The organism is Curtobacterium sp. BRD11 (assembly GCF_031844345.1).
Lineage (GTDB): Bacteria > Actinomycetota > Actinomycetes > Actinomycetales > Microbacteriaceae > Curtobacterium.
On sequence record NZ_JAUZUZ010000009.1, the window covers coordinates 68,190 to 85,088 of the forward strand.

Genomic DNA, 16,899 nt, shown 5'->3' on the forward strand with positions numbered 1-16,899 from the left:
CGCTTCAGCGGACGTGCTCCCACGACGACAGCGCCGTCCAGTCCTGCGGGTCGAAGGCGAAGGAGCTGCCCATCGCGGGCTGGTCGAGGGCGCGGCTGATGGGCTCGCGTCGGAGGCTCGCCAGCAGGAGTGCGCCGACCCCGCCGTGAGCGATGAACGCGATGCCCCGCTCGGGAGTCTGGGCCGCGATGCGTCGGACCGCGCGCTCGACACGGCTCTGGGCGTCGATCGCGCGTTCCCAACCACGGACGGACCGGTGCGGTTCGGCGAAGAACGCGTCGACGGTCGGTTCGAACTCACGCGGGTCGAGGTAACCGGTCGCGCTGCGGTCCATCTCGCCGAGGTCCTCGTCGATCTCGAACTCCGAGCCCCACTGTCCGGCGACGATCTCGGCGGTGTCCAGGGCCTTCCGTTCGCTGCTGCTGACGATGCGGAGGGGCTGAGGGAACAGCGTCGCGATGCGTGCGGCGCGGGCCCGTCCGACCGGCGACAGACCCCAGTCCGGGATCCGGACGGTCGGATCGACGGTCACCTCGGGATGAGACACCCACGTGCACAGAATCATTCGACCGTACCGGCGTCGTCAGGGTCCCTCCTGTTCGAGACGGGCGGCGGGGTCGCGGGGGAGCCATAGGTGTGAGAGCCGTCGCCTCCGGCCTCGGGCAATGCTCGGCGCACGGCGCGGTGGGCAGCCGGGACGGACAGGAGTGCTCCACCGACGAGGAGGCCAGCGGCGACGAGGACGGCGGCAGGCGTGCGGAGTGCCGGAACTCCGATGCTGATGGCGCACCACGCCGTCACGAGGAGGCCGGAGATGATCGTCGGGCGCAGCGCTGCACGATGGCCGATCCGCCAGGCCGCCTCGCTCGACATCGTGACTGATGTCCGGACACCGGCGAGGCTGTTCCGTGGCAGGGAGCCGATGGCGGCCCGCCACGTCAGCCACGTGACCAGCGCAGCCGCCCCGATCTCGAGGGCCATCGGGAACACCACCGCACTGTCCATGCCGACGACGCTAGCGCCCCCGGCGGAGAACGGCGAAGTATCAGTGTCACCTGCGTGTCGTCGAACCCGGCAACGATCTCAGCCGGTCCCTGTCCGGACGTGGACCTGCGGCGCACCATCGGTGTTCCAGCGGAACAACACGAGGTGCCAGAGGCCCGGGCGCTTCCGCGACGGGTCGATGAGGCCGTCGGCGCCGAGTGCCACCAGGCGGTCTCGGACCTGCCACGAGGCCGGGACGCCTCCGTCGGCCACGACCTGCTGCCACGGCGCGGTCGCGTCCTCGAGGTCGACCCCGGCCGCACCACGAGCGGTCGCGTCGCGAAGGTCGACGATCCGGGGCGCCACCACGTCCACCTCGACGATCACCGGCTCCGTGGCGCGCGTGTCCGGATGCGCCACGAGCGCTGCCTCCACGCCCGCGACGGACGAGCTGAGGTACAGCGTGGGCTCGTCAGGTCGTGAGTACCGACCTGCGGACCGTGACCCTGCGATGACGGATGCGCGGAAGCGTGGATCCACCGCGCGGAAGAAGGTGCCACGCACCTCCGATGCGAAGACGTCGCGGTCGTCGCTCGTCCTGGTGCCGCTCATGCCGACGGCGTCGCTCCCGCGCCCTCGGTGTCGTCAGCGCCCGCCGGACCGGTACCGGCCTGGTCGAGGTTCTCGTGCGGGTCGCCCATGTCGCCGGTCGCCTTGCCCGCGGGGGACAGCCCGAAGTGCTTGCGGACGGCATTCGCCTGGGTGTCGGTCACGGTGTTCCCGGCTCCCGGGGAAGGTGCGTCCTTGATCGCGCTCTTCGAGTAGCCGACGTGCAGGTCGGTGCCGTCGAACGTGGCGTCCTCGACCGGGACGAGCACGGTGTGACCCCCGAGGAGTCCGGTCGCGACGCTGACGAACGCGGCGCTGCCGTCCTCGTTGGAGGGGAACACCTGCGCGACCTTGCCGACGGATGCGCCGTCGCGGTCCTTGACGGGCGCGTTCTCGATCTCGTGGATCGTGCTCTTGGTGATCATGGGCGTAGTCAACGCTCCCAGCCTGACCTGCTTGTGTCAGTGGTCGCGCGGCGGGCCGAGCGCTGCGGGAGGAGCCCGGAGCAGGTGAAGCAGTCGATCGTCACGTTCGTCGAGGGACGGAGCCGTGCCTCCAGACCGGTCTGGAGCCGCGCCGCTACCGCACTGCCGGCACGGTGACGCTCGCGAGCTCGGCTCGCACGATGTCCGCACCCGCGGACAGCGCACCGAGCTTCTGCAGGGCCGCCCCGCGCGCCAGCGGCGCCATGCCGCAGTTCGTGCTCGGGATGAGCTTGTCGGCGTCGACGTGGTCGAGGGCGCGGCGGAGGACCGCGGCGACCTCTTCCGGCGTCTCGACCTGCTCGGTGGCGACGTCGATCGCGCCGAGCATGACCTTCTTGCCGCGGATGAGTTCGACGAGTTCGAGCGGGACGTGGGAGTGGATGCACTCGAGGGAGACGATGTCGATCGAGGACTGCTGCAGCAGCGGGAACGACTGCTCGTACTGCCGCCACTCGGCGCCGAGGGTCTCCTTCCACCGGTTGTTCGCCTCGATGCCGTAGCCGTAGCAGATGTGCACGACGGTCTCGGCGCGCAGGCCCTCGGCGGCGCGCTCGAGTGCGGCGACGCCCCAGTCCTGCACCTCGTCGTGGAAGACGGTGAAGGCTGGCTCGTCGAACTGGATGACGTCCACGCCGGCCTCCTGGAGCTCGTGTGCCTCCTGGTTGAGGATCGTCGCGAACTCCCACGCCAGCTTCTCGCGGCTCTTGTAGTGCTGGTCGGAGAGGGTGTCGATCATGGTCATCGGGCCGGGGAGTGCCCACTTGATCGGCCGGTCGGTCTGGGCCCGGAGGAACCTCGCGTCCTCGACGAACACCGGCTCCGGGCGGCTCACCGCGCCGACGACCGTGGGCACGGCGGCGTCGTAGCGGTCGCGGATGCGCACGGTCTCCTTGCGCTCCTGGTCGATCCCGTCGAGGTGCTCGATGAAGGTGGTGACGAAGTGCTGCCGGGTCTGCTCGCCGTCGCTGACGATGTCGATGCCGTTGCGCTCCTGCTCGTGGACGGCGGAGCGGAGCGCGTCCTGCTTGCCCTCGACGAGGGCGTCACCCTCGAGCAGCCAGGGGGACCAGAGTCGCTCGGGCTCGGCGAGCCAGGAGGGCTTCGGCAGGCTGCCGACGATCGCGGTGGGGAGGAGCGTGCTCATGCGCGTGGGGGTCCAGTCGGTCAGTGGGTGAGGGCAGCGGGGGCGGCGGGAAGAGCCTGGTCGGCGTGTGCGGTCTGCTCAGCGAGCCAGCGGTCGAGGAAGTCGCGGTGCGGTGTGACGAGGTGCTCCTCGGTCCACCGGCCCTGCGTGACGCCGAGGCGGCTGCGTTCCTCGCGGTCGTAGGCGATGCCGGTCGACGTCCAGTCGTCGTGCTCGAGTGTCGGGCGGAAGGTGCTCGGCGCGACCTCGTTCGCGTTGTAGATCTCCGGCCGGTAGATCTTCTGGAACGTCTCCATGGTGGCGATGGTGCCGATCAACTGGAGGTTCGAGTAGTCGGTGCGGACGTCGCCGCGCGAGTAGAAGGCGAGCGGCGCCTTGGACCCCGGCGGCATGCAGTACCGGACCTGCATGCCCATGCGACCGAAGTAGTCGTCGGTGAGCGACGAGTGCTCGTGCGCGTACTCCGCGCCGAGGACCGGGTGGACGAACCCGGTCTGCCGGTAGGTCTGGCTCGTCGAGACGCTGATGCAGACGACGGGCTCCGCGTCGAACTCCGACCGGAACGCGTCCGATCGCAGGAAGTGCTGGAAGAGCTGCCCGTGCAGCAGCCCGAAGTCGGCGGGGAGCGAGGGAGCCGACGGCAGGCGGACGGCGAAGTCGTGGTCCCGCAGGTACGACGAGAAGTTGTTGCCGACGATGCCCTGGTGGCGCTCGCCGGAGTGCTGGTCGACGATCGTGACGTCGAGCACCTCGATCAAGGGGAAGCGCTCGACCTGTCCGCCGTCCTCGAACTGCATCGTCACCGACACGATGTCGAGCTCGACGCGGTAGCGATCCGCGTCCGGGTCACCGGCCAGGTCGTTGCAGCGCCCGTCGATGAGCGCGAGCGCGTCGCGGAGGTTCTGCTGCCGGTGCTCCCCGCGGGCCAGGTTCGCGAAGTTCGTCGTCAAGCGCGAGCTCTCGGCCGGCGAGTAGTCCTCGTCGAAGCGTGTCCTGCTGATGCTGAAGGTGATGTCGTTCGCCATGGTCCGCAGTCCGGTCGTCGAGCGCCCGCGGGCACTGTGGGAAGGGTCCTCCGATCATGACGGGAGGCGCGGGTCATCAGGTAATACCGAGACGCTATGCGGTCGCATAGCCTGTTCCTATGGCTCGCGTTGCGAACGACATCACCCTGCAGCAGCTGCGGTACTTCATCGAGGTCGCCTCCGAAGGATCGATCAGCGCGGCCGCAGACCTGCTCTACGTCTCGCAGCCGACCATGTCGGCCGCGATGAAGGACCTGGAGGCTCGCATCGGCCGGCCGCTCTTCACCCGGTCCGCGCGTGGGGTCGTACTCACCGTCGACGGCGTCGAGTTCCTCGGGTACGCCCGCCAGGTCGTCGAGCAGGTGTCGTTGCTCGAGCAGCGGTACGTCGGGCGCCAGGCGTCGCGCCGGCTGCTCGGGGTGTCGGCCCAGCACTACTCGTTCGCGGTCGAGGCCTTCGTGCGGATGGTCGAGGGCGCCGACGCCGACCAGTACGAGTTCTCGCTGCGCGAGACCCGCACGTGGGACATCATCGAGGACGTCCGGACGCTGCGGAGCGAGCTCGGCATCCTCTACCGCAACGACTTCAACCGGCAGGTGCTCGGCAAGCTCATGCGGGACGCCGGGGTCGTGTTCACGCCGCTGTTCGTCGCACAGCCGCACGTCTTCGTCGCCCGGCGGAACCCGTTGGCGTCGCAGGAGCGGGCGACGCTCGACGACCTCGCCGAGCTGCCGCGGTTGACGTTCGACCAGGGCGCGAACAACTCCTTCTACCTGGCCGAGGAGATCCTGTCGACGATGTCGAGCAAGCGGGAGATCCGGGTGTCGGACCGGGCGACGATCTTCAACCTCATGATCGGGCTCGGCGGGTACACGATCTCGACCGGGCTCATCAGCGACGACCTCGACCCGGAGATCGTCGCCATCCCGCTCGACGTCGACGAGCGCATCGAGATCGGGTGGATCGCGCACTCCTCGGTGCCCCTGACGGAGCAGGCGCAGACGTACCTGGAGGAGTTGCGGGCGGTCGTCGTCAGCTACGGGGTCGAGCTGCTCGGGCCGCACTGATCCGTCGAGGATCTCCGCCGCTCGTCACTCGCCGTTGCGCTGCATCTCGACGGCGTCCCCGTCAGCACACTCGGACGTTGCTGAGACCGTGTACCGACGGGTGTCCGCCAGGAAGCTGATGGACGTGGTCGGGCCTCCTGCGCCGCGGAGACCGAGGATCGGGTCGTCGCCCCCGCTCTCGTACGGCTGCGTGGTGATCCCGGTTTCCTCCCACAGCTTCTCGACGACGGCGATGTCCGCTTCGGGTTCACCGGTCGGCTTCGCGAGAGCCTTGATGTACCTGTAGGCAGCGCCGTCGCTGCCGTCGCTCTTGCTGCACTGTTCGACCGAGGGCCCGCTGGAGACCTCCCAGTCGCCCTCGAGTGAGGAGGCAGTCCGGTCGACGATGTCCTGCACGGACTGCCGGGCCTCGGCAGTGCTCACGGCCCCGTTGCTCTCCGAGTCCACGCGGCTTCCTCCACTGCAACCGGTGATGACGACGATCGCTGTCGCCGCAGTGACGACGGCGATCACCGCACGGACGTGTTCCCTCACCGTCCGCATCGGTCAGGGATCCGCTCCGAGGACGATCCCGAGGACGATCCCGAGGCCGGCCTCGAGAGGTGGTACGCGGTCATCTCGACTCCTTGTCCCGTGGCGGCGTGAGCGACGACACGACGCCATCCTGCGCCTCGTCGCACCGAGCGAGCCGGGAGCCGAGTACGGGGCGGCCACGTCCCGTCCGCCGCGTGACGATCCCGGTGCACGGATGCCGCGGTTCGTGCACCGGGATCGTCACGGACGTGGACCCGATCTCGGTCTCGGGCACGGAGCGGCTGACGGCTGCGGACCGCGGTGCCGCCGGACGGGAGGCGCGGGGCGCGCGCACCACGCGCCTCCGGGCCGGCGCTGGGCGCGATCGCACGTCCGCCCGCAGCCCGTCACAGGACGCTGCGGTCGCGCCGTCAGCGGATGCCGCTCCCGCGCAGCGGAGCGGGGTCCGGCGCCTGGTCCGCCTGGACGGCGAACTGGGTCCGGTGCAGCTCCTCGTACCGGCCGCCCGCGGCGAGGAGTTCCTCGTGCGTGCCGCGCTCGACGACGGAGCCGTCCTCGATGACCAGGATGAGGTCCGCGCTCCGGATGGTTGACAGCCGGTGCGCGATGACCATCGCCGTGCGACCGTCGAGCGCCTCGCTCAGGGCGGCCTGCACGGCGGCCTCGGACGTCGAGTCGAGCGCGGCGGTCGCCTCGTCGAGGATCACGACGCGGGGCTGCGCGAGCAGGAGCCGGGCGATCGTCATGCGCTGGCGCTCGCCGCCGGACAGTCGGTAGCCCCGCTCGCCGACCATGGTGTCGAGCTGGTCGGGCAGCGACCGGATCAGCGGCTCGAGGCGTGCGCGTCGCACGGCGTCCCACACCTCGTCGTCGGTGGCCTCGGGGCGGGCCAGGCGCAGGTTGGCGCCGATCGTCTCGTGGAACAGGTGCCCGTCCTGCGTGACCATGCCCATCGTGTGCCGCAGTGACGCGAAGGTGACGTCGCGGACGTCCGTGCCGGCGAGTCGGACGGCGCCGCTGTCGACGTCGTACAGGCGGGAGAGCAGCTGCGCGATCGTGGACTTGCCCGCGCCGGAGGACCCGACCAGAGCGACGGTCTGCCCGGGCTCGATCCGGAACGAGACACCGTGCAGGACCTCGTCACCGCCGCGGGTGTCGAGCGTGGAGACCTCCTCCAGCGAGGCGAGGGAGACCTTGTCGGCGGACGGGTAGGCGAAGCGGACGTCGTCGAACTCGACCGCGACGGGACCGTCGGGCAGGGTGACGGCGTCGGGCTTCTCCTGGATGAGCGGCCGGAGGTCGAGCACCTCGAAGACGCGCTCGAAGCTCACGACGGCGCTCATGATCTCGACGCGCGCGTTCGCCAGGCTGGTGAGCGGTGCGTAGAGGCGGGTGAGCAGGAGTGCGAGGGTGACGACGTCGCCGGTGTTCAGCTGGCCACCGAGGGCGAGCGTGCCGCCGAGCCCGTACACGAGTGCGAGCGCGAGCGCCGAGACGAGCATGAGTGCGGTGACGAAGACGAACTGCAGCATCGCGGTGCGGACGCCGATGTCCCGCACGCGGGCGGCGCGGACGCGGAACTCCTCGGCCTCTTCGTCGGGGCGCCCGAACAGCTTGACGAGCGTCGCGCCGGGTGCGGAGAACCGCTCGGTCATCTGCGTGCTCATCGCGGAGTTGTGGTCGGCGGCCTCGCGGCGGAGCGCGGCGAGGCGGCTGCCCATCCGGCGTGCGGGGACGAGGAACACCGGGAGCATGACGACGGCGATGACCGTCACCAGCCACGAGGTGCTGAGCATGACGACGAGCGTCAGCACGAGTGCCACGGAGTTCGTGACGACGCCGGAGAGCGTCCCGCTGAAGGCCTGCTGCGCGCCGATCACGTCGTTGTTCAGCCGACTGACCAGCGCGCCGGTCCGGGTCCGGGTGAAGAACGCGATCGGCATCTTCTGCACGTGGTTGAACACCGCGGTGCGGAGGTCGAGGATGACGCCCTCGCCGATCCGCGCCGAGTACCAGCGGGTGAGAAGCGACGACGCGGCGTCGGCGACGGCCACGAGCGCGATGACCAGGGCCAACCAGACGATCGTCGACACGGCGCCGCGGGCCGCGATGACGTCGACGACCTGGCCAGCGAGCACCGGCGTCGCGACCGCGAGGAACGCCCCCACGACGGACAGTGCGATGAACACCACGAGCTGCACCTTGTAGGGCACGGCGAACGTCATGATCCGTCGGAGCGACTCGCGGGAGAAGCCCCGCCCGGCGTCCTTCGCGGACGAGATCTTGTACAGCGAGCTCCAGGCAGCGCCTTCCATGCTCATGCAGCCAGGATACGTCGGGACCACCGACGCCCCGCGCCCCGGTCTGCGACGATCGGAGCATGCCCTCCGACGACCGGCCCCTCGAGCGCCTCGGCTTCCTGACCATCGGCTCGTTCGACCCCGTGCGCCCGGCCGACGGCCACGAGGAGACGCTCCGCGTGATCGAGCGAGCCGAGGCCCTCGGTTTCGACAGTGCCTGGCTCCGGCACCGCCACCTGCAGCACGGCATCTCGTCGCCCGTGGCGATCACTGCCGCAGCCTCGCAGCGCACCTCGCGGATCGCCCTCGGCACCGCGGTCACCCCGATCGGCGCCGAGAACCCGTTCCGCCTCGCCGAGGACCTCGGCACGGTGGACGTGCTGCTCGGCGGTCGGCTGCAGCCCGGCTTCTCCGTGGGGACGCCCATGCACTACGACCTCTACCGTGACGCGATCCACCCGGACACCGCCGAGCACGAGGACCTCGGCAACGACCGACTCCTGCGCTTCCGGGACCTCGTGCGCGGCGACCCCGTCACGGCGGCCGTGGAGCGCCGGGGGATCGAGGAGTTCGCCACGACCGTCCAACCGCAGAGCCCGGGGCTCGCCGACCGGATCTGGTACGGCACCGGCAGCACGCGGTCCGCGGTGTGGGCGGCCGAGCACGGCTTCCACCTGCTCACCTCGAGCGTGACCCGGAGCGAGGTCGGCACCGACTTCGCCGCGAACCAGCGCGCGCAGGTCGACGCCTACCTCGACGCGCACCCGGACCCTGCTTCGGCGCGGGTCTCGCAGGGCCTCGTGGTCATCCCGACCGACTCGGCGACGCCGCAGCAGGTCGAGCGGTACCGGGCCTACGCCGCGGCGCGAGCCGGTCGGGTCGGGGTCCCGCAGGGGCCGGGGAAGCTGCTGTTCGCCGCCGACCTGGTCGGGAGCTCGGCCGAGATCGCCGATCGACTCCGCGCCGACGCCGGGTACCAGGTGGCGACGGAGGTCGCCTTCGCGCTGCCGTTCTCGTTCGCGCCCGACGACTACGCGCAGATCATCGAGGACATGGCCGGGCGGCTCGGCCCCGAGCTCGGCTGGACGCCGTCCACGAGCGCCAGGTGACCGCCAGTCCCGAGTGGCAGGTTGGGCGGGTGCACACCACCATCGACTCCGCGACCGAGGTCGTCTCCGGCATCCGGTTCCCCGAGGGCAACCGCTGGCACGACGGCCGACTCTGGTACTCCGACATGCACACGGGCGAGGTCTTCTCGGTCGACCCCGGTTCGCCGGACGCGCGGCCGCGCCTCGAGACGACCATCGACGGGCAGTCGTCCGGCCTCGGGTGGCTCGCCGACGGCCGGCTGATCGTCAGTGCCATGAACTCGCGGACGATCCAGGTCGTCCGCCCGGACGGTACGAACGAGCCCTTCGCCGACCTGTCGTCGACCGAACCGTCGCTCCTCAACGACCTGGTCGTCGACGAGGCGACCGGCCGGACGTACGTCGGCGCGTTCGGCTACGACCTGTACGGCGGCGAGGAGCTCCGCCCGGGACCGCTCTACGTCGTCGACCAGGACGGCTCCGCCCGGCTCGCCGCCGACGGCCTGGTGTTCCCGAACAGCGCGAACGTGCTCCCCGGCACGCGGACCCTGGTGGTCAGCGAGACCTGGGGTGGTCGACTGACCGCGTTCGACATCGAGCCGGACGGGTCGCTCACCGGCCGCCGCGAGTGGGCGGCGCTGCCCGAGGGCGTCACGCCGGACGGCAGCACGGTCGATGCCGAGGGCGCGATCTGGGTCTGCTCGGTGGACACGGGGGAGTTCCTCCGCGTCGTCGAGGGCGGCGAGGTCACCGACCGCGTCGACGCCCCCGGCCTGTGCGCGATCGACTGCGCGCTCGGCGGCGAGGACGGTCGCACCCTCTACCTCGCCACCGCCGACAGCTACGACCCGGACACCACGGCGCGCACGCGCGCCGGGCGGATCAGCGCCGTCCGCGTCACCGTCCCCGGACCGTGACCGCACGACCGACCTGAGCAGTCGACGGCGGGGCGCAGCTGACGGACGGGAGGCGCGGTGCGGGCCGGCAGCGTGCCTCCCGTCCGACGGCTTCCGCGTGGTCAGGGCATGGTGAGTCGGGCGCGCAACCGTGCGCGCAGGTCGTCGTCGGCACCGACGGCGGCGAACGCCGCGTCGACGTCGGCGGCGACGTCCTCGACGATCGGTGTGACGGTGGCGAGCCACTTGGTCACCTGGTCGGCATCCCAGGTCGCCTGGCGGTCACCCGGAGCGTGGGTCCCGGTGCCGGCCATCGCGCGGACGGAAGCTGCGTGGTCCTCGGCGACGGCCGTCGGCGGGACGCCGGCGTTCGCGAGCAGCAGCGTGCTGATCATGCCCGTCCGGTCGCGCCCCGCACCGCAGTGCACGAGCACCCCGGACGGCGCGTCCGCGATCGCCCGCAGCGCACCGAGCACCAGGTCGGGCAGGATCCGCCAGTTGTGCCGCCAGTACTCGGGGGAGTCGAGGATCGGGAAGCACACCTCGCGGAACTCCGGGTCGTCCTGGTCCTCGGTCGGGGCCGCGACGACGGTGATGTCGGTGAGGGCGTCCGGAGCGACGAGGGGATCGCCCTCGCGACGCCCCACCTCGTCGGCGCACCGCAGGTCGACCACCGACCGGAGCCCCCACACGCGTGCGTCCTGCCAGCCCCGGTCAGTGAGCAGTTCGCGGCGCGGACCGCGTGCGATCCGGCCGCGCTGCGTCGCACCGGTCGGGGACGACGGGGTGGGGAGCCCGCCGAGGTCCCGCACGTTCCGGTAGCCGTCCCAGTCGAGTTCCCGCACCCTCCCACCGTACGACGGGTCCTGTCCGTTCGGCGCGTGCCCCCGGACGGGGGGAAACCGAGAGCAGGCTGCATGTCTACCGTGAAAGGCAACCGAGCGTGACACGCGTCACGTCCCCGACCGGAACCACGACCCGGTCCTCGCACACAAGGAGAGACCACATGTCCAGCGCAGCAACCCCCCGTACCGGTTCGACCCTCGTCCAGAAGGGCGCACTGCTCTTCGGGATCGTCTTCCTCATCGTCGGCATCGCCGGCTTCATCCCCGGACTCACGATGGACATGGGCACGCTGTCCTTCGCGGGCAACAGCTCGATGGCCATGCTCCTCGGCCTGTTCCAGGTGTCGGTGCTCCACAACATCGTGCACCTGCTGTTCGGCATCGTCGGCCTGCTCGCCGCCCGTTCGGCCGCGGGCTCGCGCTCGTACCTGCTCATCGGCGGCATCGTCTACGCCGTGCTGTTCGTCTTCGGCCTCTTCGTCGCCGGCATGGCCGGGGCTGCGAACTTCGTCCCGCTGAACAGCGCCGACAACGTCCTGCACGCCTTCCTCGCCGTCGCGATGATCGTCCTCGGCGTGCTCCTGCCCCGCGCCGGACGCACCACCCGCTGACACCCAGCCCAGCGCAGACAGGAGCGCGTCGGTCCTCGGACCGGCGCGCTCCTGTCGTCCGTGGGCCACGGGCGTGCGCCGGGACGGACGGGAGGCTCGTGGTCGACCCGCACCGTGCCTCCCGTCCGCCGGGTCGCGCGGTCCGCACCGGCGGTGCCAGGATGCCGTCAGCACCGGTCGCGGACCGGGCGGATCGGTGAGGGAGACGGGCATGGCCGAGGTGTTCAGCGACGCGGAGCGAGCCGCGATGCAGCAGGCAGCAGCGGAACGGAAGGCGACGCGCGGGCTGAAGGGCGCCGCGAAGCGCGAGGCCGAGCGCGAGGCGTGCACGGCCGCGATCGAGGCACTCGTGGGCTTCGACCAGGTCCTGGCCGCGCGCTACCACGTGCTCGTGACCGAGGTCGCTCCGGAGCTCGATCCGAAGACCTGGTACGGGTTCCCGTCGTACGCGCGGGACGGCAAGGTCGTCACCTTCGTGCAGCCGGCCTCGAAGTTCGGTGCGCGCTACGCGACCGTCGGGTTCCAGGAGGACGCCACGCTCGACGACGGCGCGATGTGGGCGACCTCGTTCGCCGTCGTCGAGTGGACCGACGAGGTCGAGCAGCGGCTCCGGGAGCTCGTGCGCCGGGCGGCCGGCTGACCCCGGGTCACGGGCCGGCCCCGTCGGGCGCTACTCGTACCGGAGCGCGGTCACCGGGGCCGCCCGCACGGCTCGTGCCGCCGGGCCCAGCGCAGCGGCGAGCCCGGTGCCCGCAGCGCCGACCACCACGACGACCACGAGCCAGAGCGGCACGACGGGTGCGATGAGTTCCGCACCCTTGGTCGCGCCGAGCAGCGTGTACGCCCCGGCCCAGCCGTACGCGGTGCCGAGCAGCCCGCCGAGCACGACCGCGACCGCGACCGTGATCGCCGTCTCCGCGAGGACGAGCGCGCGGACCTGCTGCCGCGTCGCGCCCACCACCCGGAGCAGTCCGAGCTCACGTCCCCGCTGCGCGGTCGTCAGGGCCGTGACGGCGACGACCCCGGCGGCCGCGATGACCCCGGCGGCACCGACGAGGCCGGTGAACATGACCGCGAGCTGGTCGAACTGCTCCTGGATGCCGCGGTAGTACTCGGGGTCGTCCGCGGCCTGGCCCCGGAGCATGCTGGCGTAGGTCGAGAACCCGACGGCGAACGTGGCCATGAGCGTCACCGCGATGAGCAGCCCCACCGTCGCGCGGGCGGTGCGCTTCGGCGCCCGGAGCGAGTTCCGTGCGGCCATCGCCGGCACGACCGACCGGGCGGACGCGGCGGCCGCGATCCGCAGGACGGCGGGGAGCAGCACCGGGGCGGCGACCACGACGCCCGTGAACGACAGGGCACCGCAGGCCACCGCGAGCAGCAGGGAGTCGACGCTCGTCGCGCCGAGCACCACGGCGACGCCGAGCCCCGCCGTGCCGAGCAGGGAGAGCGTGCTCGCGGTCACCGTGCGGCCGACGGAACGGGTCGTGCCGGGAGCGGCCTCGACGCCGGCCTCGAGCGCGCGGAGCGGGGAGATGGTGAGGACGGCGCGGGAGCCGATGCGGAACGCGACCGTCGTGATGACCGCGACCAGGAGCCCGATCGGGACCAGGGACGGCGGGGCGACGACGCCGAGCGGCGGGAGCACGTCCGCGGCCGCGGCGACGGCGAGCGCGGCGTCCGCGACGACCGCGCCGAGGACGGTGCCGACGGCGGCGCCGACGATCCCGCAGGTCGCCCCGGTCCGGGTGACCTGCCAGCGGAGCTGCTGACCGGTGGCACCGAGGACACGCTGCAGTCCGAGCGAGCGGGTGCGGCCGGCGATGACGGTCGCGCAGGTGTTGGACGCGACCACGGCGCTGACGTACAGGGCGATCCCGATGAAGACCCACGCCACGACAGGCAGGATCGCGGCCACCGTTGCGCTCGACCCGGTGCGTTCGCCGAGCTCGACGATCCGGTGCGCGGCCTCGGCGCCGGTGACGACGAGGGCGCCGAGGCCGGCGGAGAGGGCCGCGACGGCGACCGTGGCGCGGTGCTCGCCGAACGGACGGGCGCGCCGCGTCCTCGTGCGTCGGTGGCGGCCGCGGGGACGGGGCACGTCAGGACCCGCCGTCGCCCGGGTTCGGCGTCCAGGCGACCCAGCGGTCACCCGTCGACGTCATCGACCACGGGCCGCACCGCAGCACCGAGGTGGCCTTGTACACGTCCGGCGCACCGTCGACGTCCATCGTCGGCGCGGACTGCCGGGGCGTCGTGCTGCAGGCGTCGTCGGTGACACCGTCGGTGCTCGTGAAGACCAGCGTGGTCGGGGTCGTGTCGGAGCCCTTCCCGCCGGTGCCTGCGACCGAGGTGATGTCGCTGGCGTCCGAGGGCAGCCAGTCGGGTGCGGAGTCGAGGTCGGCGCGGGTCGAGGCCTCGGAGGTCACCCGGTCGTGGGCGAGGTCGCCGAGGGCCGAGCAGCCGGTGAGCGTCAGGGCGCCGAGGGCGAGCACGCCGACGGCGAGGGGAGCGGTGATCGTGGAGCGGGGCATGTCGAGCCTTTCGTGTCTGGGACGATCACAGCGCACCGCGGCCCACGGCGGGATCGGCACAGCGGAGGACCGACGTGCTCCTCCGGGATGACATCCGGTGCCGCGCCTACTCGAACATCGCCCGCAGGTCGGCGTACGGATCGCCGTCGTGCACGTGCGCCGACGGCGGCTCCGGCCAGTGCGTCGTGCCGTCGTCCGGCCAGCAGGGCACCACGTGGAAGTGCAGGTGCGGCACGCTCTGCCCGGCGTCGGTGCCGGAGGCCTGCAGGAGGACGGTCCCGGTCGCGCCGAGGGCACCCCGCAGCGCGAGGCCGACCCGTCGCGCCAGCGCCGTGCAGGCTGCGAGCGAGGTGGGGTCGGCGCTGAGCAGGTCCGCGGTGTGGGCGACCGGGACGACCAGCGTGTGCCCGGGCGCCAGCGCCGATGCCGGGAGCGGGGCGAAGGCGACGGCGTGCTCCTCGCGTTCGACCCAGGTGACCGGTTCCCCGCCGGCGATGATGCTGCAGAACGTGCACGACTCCATCGCTCCAGTCTGGTCGACGCCGACCAGGGGGAGTGAGGTCGTCCTCGCGGAGGACGCGACCGACACGGGGTGCGTCCTAGCGTGGGACCTCCGACGACGAAGGAGGACGACGTGTTCGAGAACCTCGCTGGTGCCCACGTGCTGGTGCTCGTGCTGCTGCTGACCCTGGACGTGCTGGCGCTGGTGCAGGTCTGGCGCGACCGACGCCGGAGCGACGCGGTGAAGATCGTCTGGACGCTCGTCATCGTCCTGGTGCCGGTCGTCGGCGTGCTCGGTTGGGCGGTCAACTGGCTCCTGGGGAGGGCGGCGGACGGCCTGCAGCGCACGGGGCGCTGACCCTCCGGCCCCACCGGCCCGTCCGGGGCGTCTGCTGCGTCCGAGGTGTCCGAGGTGTCCGAGGTGTTCGAGGTGTCCGAGGTGTCCGAGGTGTCCGAGGTGTTCGCGGTGTCCTCGGCGTCCGCGGGTCGGATCGGGGGACAAGAACCGCACAGCCTGCGGATCGCCCCGAGGGTCCGGCCTAGCGTGGCATCGTCATGGCAGCCGAACACCGCAGACCCGTCGAGCCCGATGCGGCTCCCACCGTCGCGCACCACACCGCGCACCACGCCGCGAGCGCCGAGCAGCCCTCGGGGCCGCAGGCCGAGCAACACCCCGAGCAGCACTCCGACCAGCAGCAGCCGACCGGCGGACGACCGGCGCAGCAGCAGGACGACGCCCCGGACCCGAACCGGTGGAAGGCACTCGTCATCTGCCTGCTCGGCGGCGGCATCGTCCTGCTCGACGTGTCGATCGTCAACGTCGCACTCCAGTCCATCTCGAGCGGCCTGAGCGGCGCGACCCCCGAGGCCGTCCAGTGGATCCTGTCCGGGTACGCCCTGGCGTTCGGACTGCTGCTCGTGCCCGGTGGCCGGCTCGGTGACGCCGTCGGCCGTCGCCGCATGTTCGTCGTCGGTGTCGCACTCTTCACGGTGGCGAGCGCGCTCTGCGGCTTCGCCCCGAACGGGTTCGTGCTCGTCGTCGCCCGCCTGGTGCAGGGCCTGGCCGGCGGTCTGCTCACCCCGCAGGTCACCGCGCTGATCCAGCAGCTGTTCCGCGGCAAGGAGCGCGGCACCGCCTTCGGCCTGTTCGGCGCGACCGTCGGCATCGCCACCGCGATCGGTCCGCTGGTGGGCGGCCTGCTCATCACGGCGTTCGGCACCGAGAACGGGTGGCGCTTCGTCTTCTTCGTGAACCTGCCCGTCGGGCTCGTCACGATCCTGCTCGCCTTCCGCTACCTGCCCACCACGCCGAAGGCGGAGCGCGGCCAGAAGCACGACTTCGACCCGGTCGGGATCGTCCTGCTCGGCGCCGCGGTCGTCGCGCTGCTGCTGCCCTTCGTGCAGTCGGAGCAGTGGAAGAGCAACGCCAAGTGGTGGCTCGTCGTCGCCGCGGTGGTGTTCGCGGTGCTGTTCGTGCTCTGGGAGCGCCGCTACGGCCGGGACCACGAGCCCGTGGTCGACCTGCGGCTGTTCCGCCGTCGGTCGTTCTCGCTCGGGGTCGGTCTCGCCACGGTCTACTTCGCCGGGTTCACCCCGCTGTTCTTCGTCCTCACCCTGGCGCTGCAGTCGGGCCTGCAGTACTCCGCGCTGCTCGCGGGCGTCGCGTCGGTGCCGTTCGCCATCGGCTCGGGCATCGCGTCGACCGTCGGCGGCCGGATCGTGCACCGCTTCGGTCGGCAGCTCATCGTGGTCGGCACCGTGCTGGTGCTCATCGGCCTCGGCGCGGTCGTCTGGGTCGTCGCGGAACACTACGGCCCGGACCTCGGCTGGTGGCTCGTGCTGCCGCTGCTCGTCGCCGGCATCGGGTCGGGTCTCACCATCTCGCCGAACCAGACGCTCACGCTCTCCGAGGTACCGGTCCAGCAGGGCGGGTCCGCAGGTGGTCTCATCCAGGTGGGGGCCCGCGTCGGCTCGGCGATCGGCATCGCCGCGGTCGGCAGCGTGTTCTACTCGTCGCTGGCGAGCACGAAGGGCGACTACTCGCAGGGCCTGCCGCTCGGGCTCGGGGTCTCCCTGGTCTTCGTCGCGGCGGCGCTCATCGCCGGGATCGTCGACGTCGTGGTGGGGAAGGTCCGCGGGACGGAGGCGTCCGTCTGAACGGGCGCGACCGTTGCGCGGCGACCAGCTGACGGACGGGAGGCGCGGTGCCAGCGGGCACCGCGCCTCCCGTCCGTAGTCTCCGGAGCAATCCTCGCGGTTGGCTTGTCTTCCGGCCG

19 protein-coding genes are annotated in these 16,899 nt (G+C 71.8%); 7 read left to right on the forward strand and 12 right to left on the reverse strand.

Going from position 1 to position 16,899, the window contains the following annotated elements; all coding sequences use genetic code 11:
• Positions 1–4: 4 nt before the first annotated feature.
• The 6 genes from Q9R28_RS16295 to Q9R28_RS16320 form a co-directional block, all read right to left on the reverse strand.
• A complete protein-coding gene (locus Q9R28_RS16295) occupies positions 5–532 on the reverse strand; it encodes a histidine phosphatase family protein (RefSeq protein ID WP_311206622.1) in 528 nt (175 codons plus the stop codon).
• A gap of 29 nt (positions 533–561) precedes the next feature.
• On the reverse strand, positions 562–1,005 hold the full coding sequence (locus tag Q9R28_RS16300) for an SdpI family protein (protein ID WP_311206623.1): 444 nt from the start codon (positions 1,003–1,005) through the stop codon (positions 562–564).
• Between the two features lie 78 nt (positions 1,006–1,083).
• Complete coding sequence (locus Q9R28_RS16305; protein WP_311206624.1) at positions 1,084–1,596, reverse strand: RES domain-containing protein; 513 nt, start codon at positions 1,594–1,596, stop codon at positions 1,084–1,086.
• Complete coding sequence (locus Q9R28_RS16310; RefSeq protein WP_311206625.1) at positions 1,593–2,018, reverse strand: PRC-barrel domain-containing protein; 426 nt, start codon at positions 2,016–2,018, stop codon at positions 1,593–1,595. The genes Q9R28_RS16305 and Q9R28_RS16310 overlap by 4 nt, the downstream gene beginning before the upstream one ends.
• A 154-nt stretch (positions 2,019–2,172) precedes the next feature.
• Complete coding sequence (locus Q9R28_RS16315; RefSeq protein ID WP_311206626.1) at positions 2,173–3,222, reverse strand: methionine synthase; 1,050 nt, start codon at positions 3,220–3,222, stop codon at positions 2,173–2,175.
• Between the two features lie 20 nt (positions 3,223–3,242).
• A complete protein-coding gene (locus tag Q9R28_RS16320; protein ID WP_209685877.1) occupies positions 3,243–4,247 on the reverse strand; it encodes a putative oxygenase MesX in 1,005 nt (334 codons plus the stop codon).
• A 119-nt stretch (positions 4,248–4,366) separates the two neighbouring features.
• Between Q9R28_RS16320 and Q9R28_RS16325 the strand changes: the two genes are divergently transcribed.
• A complete protein-coding gene (locus tag Q9R28_RS16325; protein ID WP_066656220.1) occupies positions 4,367–5,314 on the forward strand; it encodes a LysR family transcriptional regulator in 948 nt (315 codons plus the stop codon).
• A gap of 24 nt (positions 5,315–5,338) precedes the next feature.
• On the opposite strand, the gene Q9R28_RS16330 is transcribed toward Q9R28_RS16325, so the two are convergent.
• Together Q9R28_RS16330 and Q9R28_RS16335 are read right to left on the reverse strand one after the other, a co-directional pair.
• Complete coding sequence (locus tag Q9R28_RS16330) at positions 5,339–5,827, reverse strand: hypothetical protein (RefSeq protein WP_311206627.1); 489 nt, start codon at positions 5,825–5,827, stop codon at positions 5,339–5,341.
• Between the two features lie 431 nt (positions 5,828–6,258).
• Complete coding sequence (locus Q9R28_RS16335) at positions 6,259–8,169, reverse strand: ABC transporter ATP-binding protein (RefSeq protein ID WP_066656205.1); 1,911 nt, start codon at positions 8,167–8,169, stop codon at positions 6,259–6,261.
• Between the two features lie 59 nt (positions 8,170–8,228).
• On the opposite strand from Q9R28_RS16335, the gene Q9R28_RS16340 reads away from it, so the two are divergent.
• Both Q9R28_RS16340 and Q9R28_RS16345 read left to right on the forward strand, forming a co-directional pair.
• The gene (locus Q9R28_RS16340) at positions 8,229–9,257 is read left to right on the forward strand and encodes an LLM class flavin-dependent oxidoreductase (protein WP_311206628.1); all 1,029 of its coding nucleotides are present in this window, start codon (positions 8,229–8,231) and stop codon (positions 9,255–9,257) included.
• 29 nt (positions 9,258–9,286) lie between these two features.
• Positions 9,287–10,153 (forward strand): SMP-30/gluconolactonase/LRE family protein, encoded by an 867-nt coding sequence (locus Q9R28_RS16345; RefSeq protein WP_311206629.1) that lies wholly within the window; start codon positions 9,287–9,289, stop codon positions 10,151–10,153.
• A gap of 101 nt (positions 10,154–10,254) precedes the next feature.
• Here Q9R28_RS16345 and Q9R28_RS16350 read toward each other — a convergent pair whose 3' ends face one another.
• Entirely contained in the window at positions 10,255–10,977 is a 723-nt protein-coding gene (locus Q9R28_RS16350; RefSeq protein WP_311206630.1) for a tyrosine-protein phosphatase, read from the reverse strand.
• 161 nt (positions 10,978–11,138) lie between these two features.
• Here Q9R28_RS16350 and Q9R28_RS16355 point away from each other — a divergent pair, with 161 nt between their 5' ends.
• A complete protein-coding gene (locus Q9R28_RS16355; RefSeq protein WP_066656188.1) occupies positions 11,139–11,588 on the forward strand; it encodes a DUF4383 domain-containing protein in 450 nt (149 codons plus the stop codon).
• 211 nt (positions 11,589–11,799) lie between these two features.
• On the forward strand, positions 11,800–12,228 hold the full coding sequence (locus Q9R28_RS16360) for a hypothetical protein (RefSeq protein WP_311206631.1): 429 nt from the start codon (positions 11,800–11,802) through the stop codon (positions 12,226–12,228).
• 30 nt (positions 12,229–12,258) lie between these two features.
• Here the strand turns inward: Q9R28_RS16360 and Q9R28_RS16365 are convergent, their stop codons facing one another.
• The 3 genes from Q9R28_RS16365 to Q9R28_RS16375 all read right to left on the reverse strand — a co-directional run bounded on the left by Q9R28_RS16365 (position 12,259) and on the right by Q9R28_RS16375 (position 14,645).
• Positions 12,259–13,689: an FtsX-like permease family protein gene (locus tag Q9R28_RS16365; protein WP_311206632.1), complete on the reverse strand. Its 1,431-nt coding sequence runs from the start codon at positions 13,687–13,689 to the stop codon at positions 12,259–12,261.
• A 1-nt stretch (position 13,690) separates the two neighbouring features.
• Positions 13,691–14,122 (reverse strand): hypothetical protein, encoded by a 432-nt coding sequence (locus Q9R28_RS16370; protein WP_251155735.1) that lies wholly within the window; start codon positions 14,120–14,122, stop codon positions 13,691–13,693.
• A gap of 106 nt (positions 14,123–14,228) precedes the next feature.
• On the reverse strand, positions 14,229–14,645 hold the full coding sequence (locus tag Q9R28_RS16375; RefSeq protein WP_209685867.1) for an HIT family protein: 417 nt from the start codon (positions 14,643–14,645) through the stop codon (positions 14,229–14,231).
• Positions 14,646–14,756: 111 nt separating this feature from the next.
• Here Q9R28_RS16375 and Q9R28_RS16380 point away from each other — a divergent pair, with 111 nt between their 5' ends.
• Both Q9R28_RS16380 and Q9R28_RS16385 read left to right on the forward strand, forming a co-directional pair.
• Complete coding sequence (locus Q9R28_RS16380; protein WP_066658679.1) at positions 14,757–14,981, forward strand: PLDc N-terminal domain-containing protein; 225 nt, start codon at positions 14,757–14,759, stop codon at positions 14,979–14,981.
• A 197-nt stretch (positions 14,982–15,178) separates the two neighbouring features.
• On the forward strand, positions 15,179–16,780 hold the full coding sequence (locus tag Q9R28_RS16385) for an MFS transporter (RefSeq protein ID WP_251155737.1): 1,602 nt from the start codon (positions 15,179–15,181) through the stop codon (positions 16,778–16,780).
• Positions 16,781–16,899 lie beyond the last annotated feature (119 nt).

Bases quoted from the DNA above. Each gene is read 5' to 3' on its own strand.
- Q9R28_RS16300 (WP_311206623.1), bottom strand. From the start codon at position 1,005: ATGGACAGTGCGGTGGTGTTCCCGATGGCCCTCGAGATCGGGGCGGCT.
- Q9R28_RS16305 (WP_311206624.1), bottom strand. From the start codon at position 1,596: ATGAGCGGCACCAGGACGAGCGACGACCGCGACGTCTTCGCATCGGAG.
- Q9R28_RS16310 (WP_311206625.1), bottom strand. From the start codon at position 2,018: ATGATCACCAAGAGCACGATCCACGAGATCGAGAACGCGCCCGTCAAG.
- Q9R28_RS16315 (WP_311206626.1), bottom strand. From the start codon at position 3,222: ATGAGCACGCTCCTCCCCACCGCGATCGTCGGCAGCCTGCCGAAGCCC.
- Q9R28_RS16320 (WP_209685877.1), bottom strand. From the start codon at position 4,247: ATGGCGAACGACATCACCTTCAGCATCAGCAGGACACGCTTCGACGAG.
- Q9R28_RS16325 (WP_066656220.1), top strand. From the start codon at position 4,367: ATGGCTCGCGTTGCGAACGACATCACCCTGCAGCAGCTGCGGTACTTC.
- Q9R28_RS16335 (WP_066656205.1), bottom strand. From the start codon at position 8,169: ATGAGCATGGAAGGCGCTGCCTGGAGCTCGCTGTACAAGATCTCGTCC.
- Q9R28_RS16340 (WP_311206628.1), top strand. From the start codon at position 8,229: ATGCCCTCCGACGACCGGCCCCTCGAGCGCCTCGGCTTCCTGACCATC.
- Q9R28_RS16355 (WP_066656188.1), top strand. From the start codon at position 11,139: ATGTCCAGCGCAGCAACCCCCCGTACCGGTTCGACCCTCGTCCAGAAG.
- Q9R28_RS16360 (WP_311206631.1), top strand. From the start codon at position 11,800: ATGGCCGAGGTGTTCAGCGACGCGGAGCGAGCCGCGATGCAGCAGGCA.
- Q9R28_RS16370 (WP_251155735.1), bottom strand. From the start codon at position 14,122: ATGCCCCGCTCCACGATCACCGCTCCCCTCGCCGTCGGCGTGCTCGCC.
- Q9R28_RS16375 (WP_209685867.1), bottom strand. From the start codon at position 14,645: ATGGAGTCGTGCACGTTCTGCAGCATCATCGCCGGCGGGGAACCGGTC.
- Q9R28_RS16385 (WP_251155737.1), top strand. From the start codon at position 15,179: ATGGCAGCCGAACACCGCAGACCCGTCGAGCCCGATGCGGCTCCCACC.